This window comes from Sphingomonas sp. BL-S-25, assembly GCF_055521555.1.
Genome location: NZ_CM145486.1, coordinates 781,846 through 797,715, shown reverse-complemented (window position 1 = coordinate 797,715; position 15,870 = coordinate 781,846). Strand labels below are relative to the sequence as shown.

At 68.8% G+C, this 15,870-nt stretch carries 14 protein-coding genes; 5 read left to right on the top strand and 9 right to left on the bottom strand.

All coding sequences use genetic code 11. The features are described 5' to 3' along the window. The 3 genes from ACZ1H8_RS03945 to ACZ1H8_RS03935 all read left to right on the top strand — a co-directional run bounded on the left by ACZ1H8_RS03945 (position 1) and on the right by ACZ1H8_RS03935 (position 2,600). Positions 1-147: a hypothetical protein gene (locus ACZ1H8_RS03945; RefSeq protein ID WP_465180084.1), complete on the top strand. Its 147-nt coding sequence runs from the start codon at positions 1-3 to the stop codon at positions 145-147. A 153-nt stretch (positions 148-300) separates the two neighbouring features. Then, positions 301-1,311 carry a dipeptide epimerase gene (locus ACZ1H8_RS03940; RefSeq protein ID WP_465181331.1) on the top strand — a complete coding sequence of 337 codons (1,011 nt, stop codon included), beginning with the start codon at positions 301-303 and terminating at the stop codon, positions 1,309-1,311. Next, entirely contained in the window at positions 1,308-2,600 is a 1,293-nt protein-coding gene (locus ACZ1H8_RS03935; protein ID WP_465180083.1) for a peptide MFS transporter, read from the top strand. Before ACZ1H8_RS03940 ends, ACZ1H8_RS03935 begins: the two co-directional genes overlap by 4 nt. A gap of 33 nt (positions 2,601-2,633) precedes the next feature. Here ACZ1H8_RS03935 and ACZ1H8_RS03930 read toward each other — a convergent pair whose 3' ends face one another. Further along, complete coding sequence (locus ACZ1H8_RS03930) at positions 2,634-3,389, bottom strand: SDR family oxidoreductase (protein ID WP_465180082.1); 756 nt, start codon at positions 3,387-3,389, stop codon at positions 2,634-2,636. Between the two features lie 166 nt (positions 3,390-3,555). Here ACZ1H8_RS03930 and ACZ1H8_RS03925 point away from each other — a divergent pair, with 166 nt between their 5' ends. After that, on the top strand, positions 3,556-4,473 hold the full coding sequence (locus ACZ1H8_RS03925; protein ID WP_465180081.1) for a dimethylarginine dimethylaminohydrolase family protein: 918 nt from the start codon (positions 3,556-3,558) through the stop codon (positions 4,471-4,473). A 134-nt stretch (positions 4,474-4,607) separates the two neighbouring features. On the opposite strand, the gene ACZ1H8_RS03920 is transcribed toward ACZ1H8_RS03925, so the two are convergent. From ACZ1H8_RS03920 to ACZ1H8_RS03910, 3 genes are all read right to left on the bottom strand, one after another. Continuing rightward, positions 4,608-6,389, bottom strand: a complete 1,782-nt coding sequence (locus ACZ1H8_RS03920; RefSeq protein ID WP_465180080.1) for an FAD-dependent monooxygenase — start codon at positions 6,387-6,389, stop codon at positions 4,608-4,610. Further along, positions 6,386-6,880, bottom strand: coding sequence for a MarR family winged helix-turn-helix transcriptional regulator (locus ACZ1H8_RS03915; RefSeq protein WP_465180079.1), 495 nt, complete (start codon positions 6,878-6,880; stop codon positions 6,386-6,388). The genes ACZ1H8_RS03920 and ACZ1H8_RS03915 overlap by 4 nt, the downstream gene beginning before the upstream one ends. Positions 6,881-6,985: 105 nt before the next feature. Next, a complete protein-coding gene (locus tag ACZ1H8_RS03910) occupies positions 6,986-7,654 on the bottom strand; it encodes a TetR/AcrR family transcriptional regulator (RefSeq protein WP_465180078.1) in 669 nt (222 codons plus the stop codon). Positions 7,655-7,774: 120 nt separating this feature from the next. On the opposite strand from ACZ1H8_RS03910, the gene ACZ1H8_RS03905 reads away from it, so the two are divergent. Further along, positions 7,775-8,935: an epoxide hydrolase family protein gene (locus ACZ1H8_RS03905; RefSeq protein ID WP_465180077.1), complete on the top strand. Its 1,161-nt coding sequence runs from the start codon at positions 7,775-7,777 to the stop codon at positions 8,933-8,935. Between the two features lie 22 nt (positions 8,936-8,957). On the opposite strand, the gene ACZ1H8_RS03900 is transcribed toward ACZ1H8_RS03905, so the two are convergent. The 5 genes from ACZ1H8_RS03900 to ACZ1H8_RS03880 are packed head-to-tail and all read right to left on the bottom strand — an operon-like array spanning position 8,958 to position 15,765. Beyond that, positions 8,958-9,968: a glycosyl hydrolase gene (locus tag ACZ1H8_RS03900; protein WP_465180076.1), complete on the bottom strand. Its 1,011-nt coding sequence runs from the start codon at positions 9,966-9,968 to the stop codon at positions 8,958-8,960. After that, on the bottom strand, positions 9,965-11,311 hold the full coding sequence (locus ACZ1H8_RS03895) for a glycoside hydrolase 5 family protein (protein WP_465180075.1): 1,347 nt from the start codon (positions 11,309-11,311) through the stop codon (positions 9,965-9,967). Before ACZ1H8_RS03895 ends, ACZ1H8_RS03900 begins: the two co-directional genes overlap by 4 nt. A gap of 46 nt (positions 11,312-11,357) precedes the next feature. After that, positions 11,358-12,830, bottom strand: a complete 1,473-nt coding sequence (locus tag ACZ1H8_RS03890; RefSeq protein WP_465180074.1) for a tryptophan halogenase family protein — start codon at positions 12,828-12,830, stop codon at positions 11,358-11,360. After that, positions 12,827-14,272 (bottom strand): tryptophan 7-halogenase, encoded by a 1,446-nt coding sequence (locus tag ACZ1H8_RS03885; RefSeq protein WP_465180073.1) that lies wholly within the window; start codon positions 14,270-14,272, stop codon positions 12,827-12,829. The genes ACZ1H8_RS03890 and ACZ1H8_RS03885 overlap by 4 nt, the downstream gene beginning before the upstream one ends. After that, positions 14,269-15,765 (bottom strand): tryptophan halogenase family protein, encoded by a 1,497-nt coding sequence (locus ACZ1H8_RS03880; RefSeq protein WP_465180072.1) that lies wholly within the window; start codon positions 15,763-15,765, stop codon positions 14,269-14,271. The genes ACZ1H8_RS03885 and ACZ1H8_RS03880 overlap by 4 nt, the downstream gene beginning before the upstream one ends. Positions 15,766-15,870 lie beyond the last annotated feature (105 nt).

Sequence of the window (15,870 nt, the reverse complement as noted above, 5' to 3'; positions counted from 1 at the left end):
GTGCGTTTCATCAAGTCGCTCGACCATGACAGCTACGCCGAGCCGTTCGGCGGCATGGGCGGAACCTTCCTGCGCCGGCGGCGGCGGCCGGGCCGCGCCTCGGCGCCATCTAAAGCATTGCTTGCAATTATCCTGATCGGAAAATAGCAATCCCAATTGGAGATCAATTTGCCGGCCGGCATTGCAGGGGGACTGAATGACCGACGCTCACCGTGACACCGCAATGCCCGCGACAGATCTCGCGCGACCTTCTTGCGAGCGGGTGCGCGCGACACTCGTATCCCCTGAGGGTGGCGCATGATGACACGCTACAGCCTTGACGTCGCGGTCGAACGCCTGCGGCTGGCCGCCCCGTTCCGAATTTCCGGCCGGGTCTTCGATGGGTGCGACGCCGTCGTCGTCACGGTCGGCGACGGCACCCATAATGGCCGAGGCGAGGCGTCGGGCGTCTATTATCTGGGCGACGACGTGACCGCGATGCTGGCCGCGGTCGAGCAGGCGCGCGGCGCGATCGAGGCGGGTCTCTCGCGCGAGGAACTGCGCCATGTCCTGCCCGCGGGCGGCGCGCGCAACGCCATCGATGCCGCGCTGTGGGAATTGGAGGCGCGGCGGACGCGAACGCCGGTCTGGGCGCTTGCCGGGCTCGAGCCGCCGCGGCCGCTGCGCACCACCTTCACCATCGGCGCCGGCGACCCGGCGGCGATGGCGGATCAGGCGATCGCCTACCGCGACGCGCAATCGATCAAGGTCAAGCTGACCGGCGACCTCGATCTCGACAATGCCCGTGTGGCCGCGATCCGCGCGGCGCGGCCCGATGTCTGGCTGGGCGTCGATGCCAATCAGGGGTTCGCCGCTGGCGATCTCGACGCGCTGGTCGCCGCAATGGGGGAACAGCGCGTCTCGCTGATCGAGCAGCCACTGCCGCGCGGACAGGAGGCGGGGCTGGAGGGGCTCGACTCCCCGATCCCGATCGCGGCGGACGAGAGCGCGCTGACGCTGGCCGATGTCCCCGGGCTGGTCGGCCGGTTCGACGTGTTCAACATCAAGCTCGACAAATGCGGCGGGCTGACCGAGGCGCTGATGATCGCGCAGGCGACCCGCGATGCGGGACTTGAAGTGATGGTCGGGTGCATGGTGTGCAGCAGCCTGGGCGCCGCACCCGGATTCATCGTCGGCCAGCTGTGCGGCCTGGTCGACCTGGACGGCCCGACCTTCCTGGCCGAGGATCGCGCGCCAGGCATGCTCTATCGCGACGGCGCGGTATGGAGCGACGAGACGGTTTGGGGCGCGGGACAGGGGGCCGCCGCATGACGCAGCCGGTCCCGCCCTCGGCCTCCGATCCCACCTGGTTCGGCCAGCCGCGCGGCCTGACCGTGCTGTTCCTGACGAACATGTGGGAGCAATTCTCCTATTACGGCATGCGCGCGCTGCTGGTCTATTACATGACCAAGGAGCTGCTGCTGGGGCAGGGGCACAGTTCGTTCGTCTATGGCGCCTATACCGCCTGCGCCTATTTCACGCCGATCGTCGGCGGGGTGATCGCCGACCGGCTGCTGGGCAAGCGGCGCGCGGTGGTGCTGGGCGCCAGCATCATGGCGCTGGGCCATTTCATGATGGCGTTCGAGCCGCTCTTCTATTTCGCGCTGGGAACGATCGCGCTTGGCAACGGGCTGTTCCTGCCCAGCCTGCCGAGCCAGATCAACGACCTCTACGGGCCCGGCGATCCGCGGCGCAGCTGGGCGTATAATGTCTATTATGTCGGCATCAACATCGGCGGGTTTCTCGCGCCGTTGATCTGCGGGACGCTCGGCGAATTCTATGGCTGGCATTACGGCTTCGGCGCGGCGGGCATCGGCATGGTGCTCGGCCTGCTGATCTATCTGTGGGGGCAGCGCTATCTGCCCGCGGAGGCGCCCCGCCAGGCGACGGCGGACGCGCCGCCGATGCGCTGGGCAGATCATCGCCGCACCTTCATGGTGCTGGTGGGCGTCGCGCTGTCGGTCACCGTGTTTCGCGGCGCCTACGAGCAGGTCGGCAATACGGTCGCCCTGTGGGCGGACACCGGGGTCGATCGCCGCATCGGCAGCTTCACCATTCCGATGACCTGGTTCCAGTCGCTGAACCCGCTGCTCGTCATGCTGATGACGCCGGGCCTGCTGGTCTGGTGGCGGCGGCGCGCCGATGAGGGGCGCGATTCGTCGCCCGCGCGGCGGATGGCGACCGGCGCAGTGGTGATCGCCCTCGCCTATCTGCTGCTCGCCGCAGTCGCATGGAGCAATGGCGGCGAGCGTAGCGGGTGGCTGTGGTTCGTGCTGTTCTTCGCGATCTTCACCTTCGGCGAGCTGCTGGTCCTGCCGACCGGCCTGGGCCTGTTCGCCCGGCTCGCGCCGCCGCGCCTTGGCGCCACGACGGTCGCGGCCTGGTATCTGGCGATCTTCACCGGCAGCCTGTCGGCCGGGCTGGTCGGTACGCTGTGGAGCCGCACCGATCCCGCCAGCTTCTTCGCGCTGCTCGCCGGAATCGCACTGGTCGCCGCCGCGCTGCTGCGCAGCCTCGACCGATCGATCCGCAGCGTCGATCCGACCGCGCGGCGGGAATGACCGAGCGCGCCGTCGCTCGCGGCCGCGACGGACTCAGGCCGGGTTCATCGACGCGAAGACCTCGGCATAGTGGCCGTCGCGTTCGGCGGTGCGGACGCGGCGGTCGTGGGCGACCAGCACCTCGCCGTCCGGATGGTCGCCGCGCTCGAGGATCGAGACCACCTCGGTAATGAAGGCGTCCAGCGGCATGGCGTGGGGGTCGGTCGCTTGGGCCGGCCCGGACAGCTCGGTCTGCACATAGGGCGGCGAGAGTTCGAGCACCTCGACGCTGGTGTCGCGCAGCTGATGGCGCAGCGACTGGAGCCAGGAATGCAGGAAAGCCTTGGTCGCGCTATAGGCGGGGTAGCTGGCCAGCGGCACGAAGCCGAGGTTCGAGGTGGTTGCGACGAAGCTGGCGTCCGCCTGCCGCCGAAGATGCGGGAGCAGGGCAGCGGCCAGGCGCATCGTGCCGACGATGTTGGTCGCTACCATCGCCTCGGCATCGTCAGTCGTCCAGTCGTCCGAGGTAACGTCCTCGCCGCGCGAGATGCCGGCATTGGCAAAGACGATGTTGAGCTCCGGAAACCGCTCGCGCACCGTGGCGGCAAAGCGGTCGAGGTCCGCCGGATTGCTCAGATCGGCCTGGATCCCGGTGATGCCGGGGCGGGCGGCGGCGATCTCGTCCAGCAGCGCCTGGCGGCGGCCGGTGACGATGACGCGATTGCCGCGATCATGCAGCGCCTCCGCCAGCGCCCGGCCGATGCCGCTGGTGCCGCCGGTGATCAGGATGGTGCTGCCGGTCGTCTTCATGGATTCGTCCTGTTCTGAGGTTTGCGCGAGGAAACGCCCATCGCGGCTCCTGGTTCTCGGATCGGGCGACGGAATCGCAATTTGCCTCGGGCAGCATGACGCAAGCCGGCCTGTCGACGGCGGAACCCCAGTGTCTTCAACGGGTTGACCCGGCCCTGGAGGCACGATGAAGCTGGTTTTCGAAGAAGGTGCAGGTGGTCGGACCGTCGAGGCGATGGCGGCGTCGCCGTGGCGGGTCGAGTGCGAGAGCGACCGGCTGACCGATGTCATGCTCGGCGCGCCGACCTATCTGGAGCCGGTGCCCTGTTGTTCGGTGACGCGGGAGAAGTTGCTCGATGGCTTCGCCACCGACCGCGACGGCGCGATGCGGCAGCATCGGGCGCTGATCGATCTGCTCGAGCGGCATGGGGTGGCCTGTCACGTCATTCCCGCCGCCGAGGGACTGGCCGATCTGTGCTTCACCCGCGATGCGGCGGTGACCACGCCCTGGGGCGTCGTCGCGCTCAATCCCGCGCTCGGTCACCGTGCGGCCGAGGTCGATCACCTCGTCGAAGCGCTGACCGCAAGCGACATCCGGCCGGTCGCGCGGATCCGCGAAGGGACGATCGAGGGCGGCGATGTGTGCATCGTGCGGCCCGGGCTGGTCGTGATCGGCTGTTCGGGCGAGCGGACCGACCGCGCCGGCAGCGAGGCGCTGGCCGGGCTGTTCCGCCAGCGCGGATGGGAGGCGATCATCCATCCCTTCGACCCGCATTTCCTGCACCTCGACACGATCTTCTGCATGCTCGACCGCCGCACCGCGCTTGCCTGCACCGACGTGCTGAGCGACGGCTTCATCGCGCAGATGGAGGGTCGCGGCATCACGCTGTTGCCCGTGTCGTACAAGGAAGGCCGCAAGCTCGGCTGCAACATCCTGTCGGTCGACGGGCAGACGATCGTCGCCGCGGCGGGACATGCGCGGGTAGAGCAGGAGCTGATCAAGGCGGGGTTCAAGGTCGAGGTGATCGACATCTCGCAATTCGCGGCGTGCGGCGGCGGGATCCACTGCCTGACAATGCCGCTGGCACGCGAAGCGAAGCCGTAGGAGCCCGTCGCGGCGGACTACGAGCAGCCGCGAACGATGACGTGAACGACCGGCGCCGCGTGCACGACCGCATCGGCATCGCCGCCTTGTGACGGGTGCGGCCGGCCGAGCCGGTCGCACCCGTCATGCGATCGTTACGCGTCGACCCGCAGCGATTCCGGTACGTCGTCCGTCATCGCGTCGGCATCGGGCGTATCCTCGCGACGTTCGGCCTCAGCCCCTTGCTCACGATCCGCATGTCCGAAGACGCGCTCGCAATAGCCGCGAAGCAGGTCGGGGCGGTCGGCGCTGCCGCGATAGGCGATATGGCCGTCCGGACGGACAAGGATCAGCGCGGGTATGTCCAGGCCATAGGCCGCGTGCGCTTCGCCATCGAGGTCGGACAGCGGCACCGGATCGCCACTCGCCGGCACGGCGGCGCTCAGCACGAAGCGCGGGCGCACGATGTCCCAGGGGCGGACGCGCTCGCGTGCCGCGCGCAGCAGCTCGATCGCGGACGCATCGCGCCCGTCGAAGCACAGCAGCGCCCAGCCGAAGCTGTGGCCATCCGCATTGTAGAGATGGTCGAACACTCGCGTCTGCGACCCGTCGGCGGCGACCAGCGTCGCATCGGGCGCACGCTCGCCGGCGCGCGGCACATGACGGCGGACAATGTCGCGCAGGCCGCGCAGATGATCCTCGCTGAGCGGACTGTCGGGATAGGCGACGGTCAGCTGCTGGAGGTCGGCGCTGCCCTGGATCAGCGTGCCGATATTGGGAATGAAGCGCGCCGCGACATCCATCGCCGCATCCTTGACGGGGCCGCGATAGACGCTGTTCTGGAACCCGCGCACCTGCTGACCGTCGAGACGACGATGTTCCGCGCCGCGCTCGGCATCATAGGAGTCGAGCAGCAAAGGCGTCGCCTTGCCGTCCAGCACCATCGCCAGTCGCCAGGCGAGGCCGACCGCGTCGTGCAGCCCGGCGTTCATGCCCTGGCCGCCCGCGGGCAGCGTCAGGTGCCCGGCATCGCCGACCAGGAACACGCGGCCCTTGGCATAATGGGGCGAGACGCCGTGCTGGAACCGGCTGTGCGTCAGCCAGACCGGATCGGTCAGGGTCAGCGTCTCGTCCTCGGTCACCTCACGCGCGATCGCCTGCATTTCCTCCAGCGTCGGGTCGCGGTCGGGAATGCCGCGGTCGTCGGACAGGAAGAATAGTCGGTGATAGCCGCCCCAGACCGGCATCACCCCGCAAAAGCCGCGCGGATAATAGAAGAACCATAGATGGTCGTGGTCGGTCGACCTGCGCCAGCTGAGCTTCGCGTCGAGCTGACGATTCATGCAGTGCGGCAGTTTCTGCGGCTCGAAATCGAGACCCAGTTCGCGTCGCATGAAGCCGGCGCCGCCATCTGCGCCGACCAGATAGCGGCAGCGCAGCGTCTCGACCGGGCCGACGGTCTTGTCCGGGTCGTCCGCATCGACCGACTGGACCGTCACGGTGACGCCGTCGGCGTCCTGTTCGAACCCGACCACCTTGCGTCCGCGCTCGATGCTGCCGCCCTTCGCCTCGGCCTGCTGGCTGAGAACGGTCTCGATCACGTCCTGGCCGCTATAGAGGACGGGGCCATAGGGACTGGGCACGTCGGCGATCGGCACCGGATCGACCGGGCGGCCGTTCAGCAGCGTGTTGACCTGCGTGATCGCATAAGCCTTTTCGGCGATCGCGTCGCGGATGCCGATGCTGGCGAGCAGCTCCTGCGGTCGTGCCCATAGATTGTTGGCGCGCGAATGCGGCTTGGGCTCGCGCCGCGGCTCGAACAGCCGAAAGGGCACGCGGTGATGGGCGAGCGCGCAAGCGGTGGTCAGTCCGATCGGTCCACCGCCGACGATGATCACGTCGGCGTCATAGTGGGACGGGGTCGTGCTATCAGTCATTTCAGCGTCTCCTGGCGGGGGGTGCGGGCGGCTTCGGCAGCCGTCAGACAGGCGTCGAGAACCGCGCTCAAGTCGTGCAGCGCGGCGGTGGCCGCGGTCAGGCGGTCGGAACCGAGGCGATCGAAGATCGTGCGGTCCAACGGGACGACCGCCGCCTCGGCAGTTTCGAGCGCCCGTCGGCCGGCTTCGGTCAGCACGACCAACCTGGCGCGACGATGATGCGGATTGGGCTCGAGCCGGACATAGCCCCGGTCGGCCAGCAGGTCGGTGACACGCTGCACCGCCTGTCGGCTGAGACCCATGTTGCGCGCGATATGCGCTACGGGCAGCGGGTGCGGGGCATAGCCGAGCGCGCCGAGCACCTGCCACCAGGCGGTCGTCAGGCCGGCGGGCTGCACGAGCGCCGTTCCGGCCTCGGTCAGCCGGCCATTGGCCTGGAAGATGGCGAGGACCAGCGCGCGCACGCGCTCCTGATCGAACGGTTCCGACATAAAGTCATCATCCTGTCAAAACGACAACATGTTGTCATAATGCAGGGCATGGCGTCAGGTTCCCGCGATGACTAGGGACTTGCGGTTCGCGCGGGACCGGGGAGGTCAGTCGAACCCGCTCAGCAATCCCCCGGCATCGAGCAGGGCGATCGCCTCGTCGATCCGCATGGTGGCGGAGGCGGCCAGCTCGGCCGGGTCGTCCCCCATCAGCGCCCGCATCTGCTGAGGGATGAAGACCATGTCGATGAAGCGGCGCGCGACCGTTTCGGCACGCTGGGTCGCCGCCCGCGCGGCCTCTGGACCGGCCAGCGCATGCGCCACACAGGCGGTCCCGCCGTCGCGGCCGATCCGGTCGACCAGTCGTGCAAGCTCGGGCATACGATGCGCGGTCGTCAGGACCACGCGCATCAACGCCACGGCGTCGGGTGCCAGCGCATGCGCGAGCAAGGTGTGACCCACCCGCCGCAGCCGCTCGGACGCGGGCGCGTCGCTCGGCAGGTCGACCGAGGGCAGGAGGGTCCGGTCGACCATGTCGCGCACCACCGCGGCGAACAACGCCTCCTTGTTGGCATAGCGGGCATAGAGGCTCGCCTTGCCGGCGCCCGCCTCGGCCACGACCAGGTCGCAGCTCGTCGCGTCATAGCCCTGGCGCAGGAACAGCGTCGTCGCGGCGTCGAGGATACGGCGATCGACCTCACCGGCCCGGTCGGCGGGCGGGCGGCCGCCGCGTCGGCGGGGTCGGGCAGAGCTTTTCATGTCGGCGTCGATCGTCATCGTGCAACCTGTAGCGGCGATCGCGGTTTAACCGAACTGAACGGTTTAGTTCAGTTATTTGGAGCCTGCCATGATTGCATCCCACCTGCCTCTTTCGCCTCTATGTCGCGGCGTCCGGCCGTGAGCGGCGACGCTGCCGTCACGGCCTTTCCGATACAGGTTCCGCAGTTGGCGCTGGACGATCTCGCGGACCGACTGAGCATGACGCGCTGGGCGGGCGCAGACACCGTCAGCGACGGGTCTCAGGGGCCGCAGCGCGAGCGCATCCGCGCGCTCGTCGAACGCTGGCAGGGTGGCCATGACTGGCGCGCGACCGAGGCGTTGCTGAACGGGTGGGGAAGCAGTCGCACGACCATCGACGGGCTGGGCATCCACTTCCTTCATGTCCGGTCGCCCGAGCCCGAGGCGGTGCCGCTGCTGCTGACGCATGGCTGGCCTGGATCGGTCCTGGAGTTCCGCGAGGTGATCGGCCCGCTCAGCGATCCGCGCGCGCATGGCGGGGAGGCGCGCGATGCCTTTCACCTTGTCATTCCAGCGCTGCCCGGCTTCGGCTTTTCCGATCAGCCGCAGGAGCCGGGCTGGGGCGTGGGGCGCACGGCTGCCGCCTGGGCGGCGCTGATGACACGACTGGGCTATGGCGAGCGCTGGCTGGCGCAGGGCGGCGACTGGGGCGCGGCAGTCACGACGACACTGGCGCATATGCGCGCGCCTGGGCTGGCGGGCATCCACCTCAACTTCGTGCCGTTCCGGCCGACGCAGGAGGAGGTCGCGGGGGCCACCGCGGAGGAGCGAGCGATGCTGGCCGACGCCGCGCGCTACGACCAGCATTTCTCGGCCTATATGAAGCTGCAATGCACCCGGCCGCAGTCGGTGGGATTTGCGCTGGCGGACTCGCCGGTGGGGCTGGCGGCATGGATCTATGCGCTGTTTCAGGATGTCTCCGACAGCGGCGGCGCGCCCGAGCGGGTGTTCGCGCTCGATCATCTGATCGACGACATCATGCTCTACTGGTTACCCAATGCCGGGCCCAGCGCGGCGCGATTCTATTGGGAGGCGGCGCAGGAAATGGCGAAGGGCATGCCCGATGCGCCGGTGCCGCTACCAGCCGGTATCAGCATGTTCCCCGGAGAGGCGGTGCGGTTGTCGCGGCGCTGGGCCGAGGCGCGGTTCGGCGATCTGCGGCATTACGGAACGCCCGATCATGGCGGGCATTTCGCCGCGATGGAAAATCCTGCAGCCTTTGTCGACGAGGTGCGCGCCGCGTTCCGGACCATGCGCTGATCCGGAACACGGCGCCCCATCCTCAGCCCTTGACGCGCAGCCAGCCCGGCAGCTCGTCCTTGGTCAGATAGCGCTGCGAGTTGAAGTCGCGGCGCAGCTGTTCCGGTGTGTTCTGGTCGGCGCCGGTCAGCCAGCGCGTGTGCCAGGTCATGAACCACAGCCAGTCGGCCGATGGGCCGAGCAGGGCAGGGTCGGGCACCGGGCCGTTCTCGTGGAGGCAGATCGGCAGCGTATCGCCGACGATCGCCTTCACCTGGGCGAACATCGGCGCGAGATTGCCGTGGTCCTGGACGTAGATGTCCGCGCCCGCGACATCGACCGTCGCGCGGCCGGGATACCAGGCGGGATCGACATTCTGGCCGGCCCAGCCGAGCACCCAGATGAGATTGTCGAGCCGGTGGACGCGGGTGAACTGGTCGTAGATCAGCGCCCAGAGCGCCTTGAACGCTTCCGGCCCGTGCCGCCCCCACCAGAACCAGGTGCCGCTGAATTCGTGGAGCGGACGCCACAGCACGGGCACCCCGCGATCGCGCAGCACCGCGAGCAGCCGGGCGACCTCGGTGATGTCGCGCATCATCGCTGCGTTTTGCGGCGTGCCGGGTTTCAGCGCAGCGACGAGGTCGAAATCCTTCTTCGAATTCTCGTATCCCGTGCCGACATCGGGCGCGCCCCAGTGCCAGCAGATCGTGACGATGCCGCCGGTGCGTGCCCATTGCGTCGCCCGGTCGTTGACCGCGTCATTGTCGGCGGGGTCGATATAGTCGAGGCCGAGGATCGCGGGCAGCTTGCCCGTCACCCGCTGCAGATAGTCGAGCTCGCCATTGGGGTTGGGCGGGGCCGAACCCTGTTCCTGCTGCCCGGTCAGCGTCTTTCGCCCATACTGGCTCCACAGATAGGCGTAGAGCCGGCGCGCGGCGGGCGTGGCGCGCGGGTTGCTGAGCGTGCGGTCGGGCAGGGCAGCCCAGGCCGGCGCGCCATGCGCCAGGCCCAGAACCGCCGCCGCCGTCATCGCCCCACGGCGATCCAGCTTCACAGCGCGGCCATCACCGCTGCGTGATCGCGGATGATCGCCTGGGTCGAGCTGTCGGTATCGAACACGCCGTACCAGCCCTGCGGCTCGTGCGGGGGATCGCCCATATAGCCCAGGTCGCCGCGCTGGAACCGATAGTCGGCATGCGGGGTGCGCGCCTCGCCGTTCCAGGCCCAGAAGTTCGATCCGACCAGCGGTCCGCCCGCCTTCGCATTGGTTTCCACCGCGGTGTAGATCTGGCGGTAGAATCGGTCCTTGAACGTCGTGCCGATCTTGGGATCGAACGCATCCTGCCCGTCGCGCGGATAGCCGAATTCCTCGATCACCAACGGCTTGTTCAGCATCGTGGCCATGCGAATATGCGCGTCGATATAGGTCGCGACCTTCGCCGCGCCGCCGTCATAGGTTTCGGCGAGCTTGCCCGCGTCCATCCAGCTCCAGTTGTTGGGCCAGATATGCGCGGTCAGATAGTCGATCGACGGCGCGCGGTGCGTCGTCAGCGCGACTTCCTCGCGCTCGATCGATCCCTTCAGCCCCTCCGACCCGGTCGAGACGAGATGGTTGGGGTCCAGCGTCTTGATATAGTGCGCCGTCTCCTCGACCCAGCGATAGAAATGGGGCAGGTTGGGCACCGCCACCTTGTCCGACCCGCCCGGGCGCGGTTCGTTGGCCAGCTGCCACGCCATGATCGTGGGATCCTGGGCATAGGGCTTGCCGGTGACGCTGTTGATGCGCGAGACGACCGCGCGGATATAGTCGCGGTACATCTCCTGCGCCTTGCCGCTGGTGTAGAAGTCGGCATTCCAGTCGGCGAATTGCGGCCAGGGATGGGCGGGGTCGTTCATGTTGATGTAGCGGCCGCCATTGACCCAGTAGAGATAGGTCATCATGCCGCCCGACCATTCCCAGAAATTGGTCAGGTAGATGACCGCGGTCATGTCGCGCTTGGCCATCTCCGCCAGCGTCACGTCGAGGCCCTTGAGCAGGTCCTCGTTATAGGTCGCGCTCTGATCGCGGAAGGCGGGCGTGATCGAGTTCTTCAGCGGCGACAGCTCGCCCGATCCCAGGATGCGCAGGTTGCGCACGCCCAGGCCCTTCAGCCGGTCGAGCTCGCGCCCCAGCCGGCCGCGATTGCCATAATCGGTGTCGGCGCCCAGCCAGGCGGCGTACCAGATATTGGCGCCGGCATAATGATAGGGCTTGCCGTCGCGGCGGAAGCCGGTGCCGCTGACGGTCACGAAGCGCGAAGGGCCGGCGGGTTTCGCGCCCAGCGGCGCCCCTGCCGAACAGGCGGCGAGCGTCGCGGCGCCCCCAAGCAGCGCCAAACGTCGGTTCAGTTTAAACACGTCATACTCCCTTGTCGGATCGAAATCAGGACGGCCGGCGACCCGGTCAGCCGGCCAATGGCAATTTCTGTGCCGCGGCGGCATAGCCGGCGCGCATCTGGCGCAGTTCGGCGGCGACGCGGTCGGCATCGAGCGCGTCGACCACCGGATCATAGCCGGTCGGCATGATCCCCTGGCCCAGCATCACCGCGACCCAGCTGGGGATCGAGAACAGCTCGTCATCATAGCGGAAGACGCGGCCCTTCTCGCGGAACAGCGCGATCTTGTGCGCCAGCGTGTCGGGCAGCGTCATGGTGCGGACATGGTCCCAGAAGGGCGTGTCGTCGCGCTGCGTGGCGCAATAATGGAGGATGATGAAGTCGCGGATCGCTGCGTACTGATTGCCCATCAGCCGGTTGAATTCGTTCCGCTCGATATCGGTGAAGCGCATGTCGGGGAACAGCGCGAACAGTTTCGAGATGCCGTCCTGGATCAGGTGGATGCTGGTCGATTCCAGTGGCTCGAGAAACCCGCCGGCCAGGCCCAGCGCGACGACATTGCCCGACCACATTTGTTCGCGGCGCCCGGCCTTGAACGACAGGCGGCGCGGTTCGGCGGTGGCGGGCGCGTCGAGATTGGCGAGCAGCACGCGCTCCGCCTCCTCGTCGCTGACGAACGCGCTCGAATAGACATGACCGTTGCCGGTGCGGTGCTGGAGCGGGATGCGCCATTGCCAGCCGGCATCGTGCGCGGTGGCGCGGGTATAGGGGAGCAGCGGCCGGGTCCGCTCGGTCGGCACCGCGATGGCGCGGTCGCAGGGCAGCCAGTGCGACCAGTCCTCGAACCCGACGCCCATCGTCTCGCCCAGCAACAGGCTGCGAAAGCCCGAACAGTCGATGAACAGGTCGCCCTCGACCCGGCGATCGCCCTCCAGCCGGACGGCGCTGACATGGCCCCGCTCGTCCTGCTCGACGCCGGTGATCCGCCCTTCGATCCGCTGCGCGCCCTGAGCTTCGGCGCGGCGGCGCAGGAAGGCGGCATAGAGCCCGGCGTCGAAATGATAGGCATATTCGATTCGCGACAGCGGCGAGCGCGGGTCGGAAACCGGCGGCGCGAAGCGCGCGGCGCGTGCCGCCACCGCCGATATCGAATAGTCCTCGATCTCGCCGATCCCGGGTTCGTCGCGAAGCCTCAGCCAGAGCTGATGGAAGTTCAGTCCCTGGATGTCGCGGCCATGGGTGCCGAAGGGGTGGATATAGCGGTCGCCGCGATTACCCCAGTTGACGAATTCGATGCCCAGCTTCGCGGTGCCGCCGGTGGCGCGAAGGAACTCGGCCTCGTCGATGCCCAGCCGTGCGTTGAAACCGCGGATCGGCGGGATCGTCGCCTCGCCGACGCCGACCGTGCCGATCGCGTCGGATTCGATCAGGGTGATGGTCCGCTGTCCGTCGTCGAGGAAGCGCGAGGCGGCAGCCGCGGCCATCCAGCCGGCGGTGCCGCCGCCGACGATCACCACCCGGGAAATCGGTGCCGAGTTCATCGCCCGCCTCGCTTCAGCATCGTCAGATAGTCCGGATAGGCGGGCAGTGCCGCGGGAAGCATCGCCACGGCGTCGCGAAGCTGGCCGAGCGCCGTCTTCGCCTGCGCGGCCGGCACCGAGAGTGCGATCGGGTCGAGCCGCGCGGGCCGCAGGCCGAGGCCGATCAGCGCCTGGCGCCATTGGGGCTTGGGGATGATCTCTTCCTCGACCGGGGGCAGGCTGCCGCGCTGGCCAAACTGGGCAAGCGCCGTCGCCAGTTCGGCGGGCGGCGTCGCCTTGCGAAGCGGATGCCAGAAGCCGCCGGTGCGCTCCGGCCCGGCGAGATAAAAGGCCGCCAGATAGGCATGGACGCGGTCGGCGCGCAGCGTCGCACGGCGATTATATTCGGCGATCAGGCCGGGCTCCGGCTGCGCCGAGGGGATCAGTTCCAGCGCGACTTCGAGCTGGGCCAGCGCGATGGAGAACCCCATCGCGCCGAACGGCCCGACCGCGGCGGCCGCGTCGCCCAGCGCCAGGACATTGCCGGAAAAGGGGGCGACCCGGCGGCGCGGCTGCACCGCGATCAGTTCGGCATCGCCCGGCATCTGCTTGCGCGCCGTCGCCTCGCCGGTCGCCGAGGCACGATAGGCGAGCGCGGTGAGCGTCCGCGCGGCAAGGGGCCAGTGCGCGGTCCAGCCGATCGCGTGGCGCTCGTAGCGGTCGGTCGGCGAGGGGGCGGCGGCGCCCGAGGCGAGCAGCAGCCGGTCTGCGGGAAGCGTGTCGCTCCAATCGATCCAGCCGGCATCGGCCGGCGCCATCAGCGCCGCGGGGCCGGATGCATCGACATAGAGATTGGCGGTCAGCGCGGTACCGTCGACCGAGACCGCAGCGATGCCGTCGGGGCCCGGTGTCACCGAAAGTGTCGTCGCCCGGATGATCCGAACCCTGGCGGCCTGTGCGGCCTGGGCGAGCAGCGCTGCCGCACGGTCGGCATCGATCCGCAGGGTGAAGTCGGTTCGCGACAATAGCGAGCGCGGGTCGGCCGCCGGCTGCACGAACCGTTCGGCGAGGGCCAGCGCGGCGCCCGGAACCAGCGCGCCATAGGCGCCATCGCCATGCGCCAGCCACAGCTGGTGCAGCGCAGTGCCGGCGACCGCGGGCACGCCTTCGCCCTCGCCGATCGCGAAGGGCGGGGTGCCCCAGTCGAACCGTTCGCCCACCCGGTGCGTGGCGGCGCCGGCGGCGACCAGCCGATCCGGATCGATGCCGAGCCCCTCGAACGCCGCGGCTACCGGCGGCGTGACCGCGGGCAGGCGATCGGCAAGCGCGCCCGGATCGGATCGGGTCACGGCCAGCGTTACCTGCGCCCGCGGCAGCGCGCGTGCATAGGCGATCGCCGCGCACAGCGCAGTCAGCCCGCCGCCAACGACCAGGACGGACTCGATCGGCGTCCTTGCGTTCACGCGGCGGCCTTCAGATAGGCGGCGTGATCGGGCATCGCCGCCACCGCCTCGGCAATCCCGCCGCGCAGTGCCTCGAGCGCACGGTCGAGCGCAGCCGCATCGGGCAGGTCGGCGCGCGTGTCCCATCCGTCAGGCACGATGTTCTGGCCGAGATAGACCGCGATCCATGAAGGTTCGAGGAACAGGCCGTGGCTGTAGCGCGAGACCTGGGCCGACCGGCGCCACAGCTCCATCTTGTCGGCCAGACTGTTCGGGATCGCCATGGTCCGGACATGGTCCCAGAAGGGCGAATCGTCGCGCGTCGTGGCGTGGTAATGGAGGATCAGGAAGTCGCGGATCCGGTCATATTCGGCATCGACCAGCGCGTTGAACCCGTCGCGATCGGCATCGGCGACGCGGCGGCCGGGGAAATGCTCGATCAACTGGGTGATCGCCATCTGGACGAGGTAGATGCTGGTCGATTCCAGCGGCTCGAGAAAGCCCGAGGCGAGCCCGACCGACACGACATTGCCGACCCAGCTGCGCCGCCGCCGCCCGGCGCGGAAGCGCAGCAGGCGGGGATCGGCCAGCGGCGGACTTTCCAGTGAAGCGACGAGCGCGTCCTGCGCGTCCTGGTCGGACAGATGCGCGCTGGAATAGACATAGCCATTGCCGACGCGGTGGGTAAGGGGGATGCGCCAGCGCCACCCGGCCGACATGGCGGTGGCGCGGGTGAAGGGCTCGATCCCGCCCGGCGGCGAGGCACAGGGCGCGGCGACGGCACGGTCGCAGGGCAGCCAGTGCGACCAGTCCTCCCACGCCTCGTCCATCGTCCCGCCGATCAGCAGCGCGCGGAAACCCGAGCAGTCGATGAACAGATCGCCCTCGATCCGCCGCCCGTCGGCCAGCACGACCGCGGTCACGTCGCCGCTGGTCGGGTCCCGCTCGACCTGCTCGACCCGCCCCTCGGTCCGCACCGCGCCGCGCGCCTCGGCATGGGCGCGCAGGAACGGGGCGAAGCGCGTGGCGTCGAACTGATAGGCATAGCCGAAGGCGCTCGCCAGATCCTCGGGGTCGTCGCCGGGACGGGTGAAGCGACGCGCCTCGGCGGCGGCGACGGCGGTCGAATAGTCGCCGATCGGCGCGGCCGCGCCGGCATGATGACGCCGCAGCCAGTAATGGTGGAAGCCGACGCCCCCCAGCGCGCGGCCATAGCCGCCGAACGGGTGAATATAGCGGTCGCCGAGCTTGCCGAAGTCGCGGAATTCGATCCCCAGCTTGAAGGTGGCATGGGTGGCGGCCATGAACGCCGCCTCGTCGATGCCCAGCCGGGTCACGAAGGCGCGCAGATGCGGCAGCGTCGCCTCGCCGACGCCGACGATTCCGATCTCCGCCGATTCGATCAGGTGGACATCGGCCGCCCCGGACGCGAGCGTCGACAGCGCCGCAGCGGTCATCCAGCCGGCGGTGCCGCCACCGATGACGACGACACTGATCCGCTCGTCCGCCTTCACTCTGCCTCTCCCCGGTTGACAGCGGCGCTGCGATCCCCCAACGGCGCCCGCCTGTGGCCTAAAAGCTTACCCTGTCGAATACTTATATCAAGTTGGGATATTTTG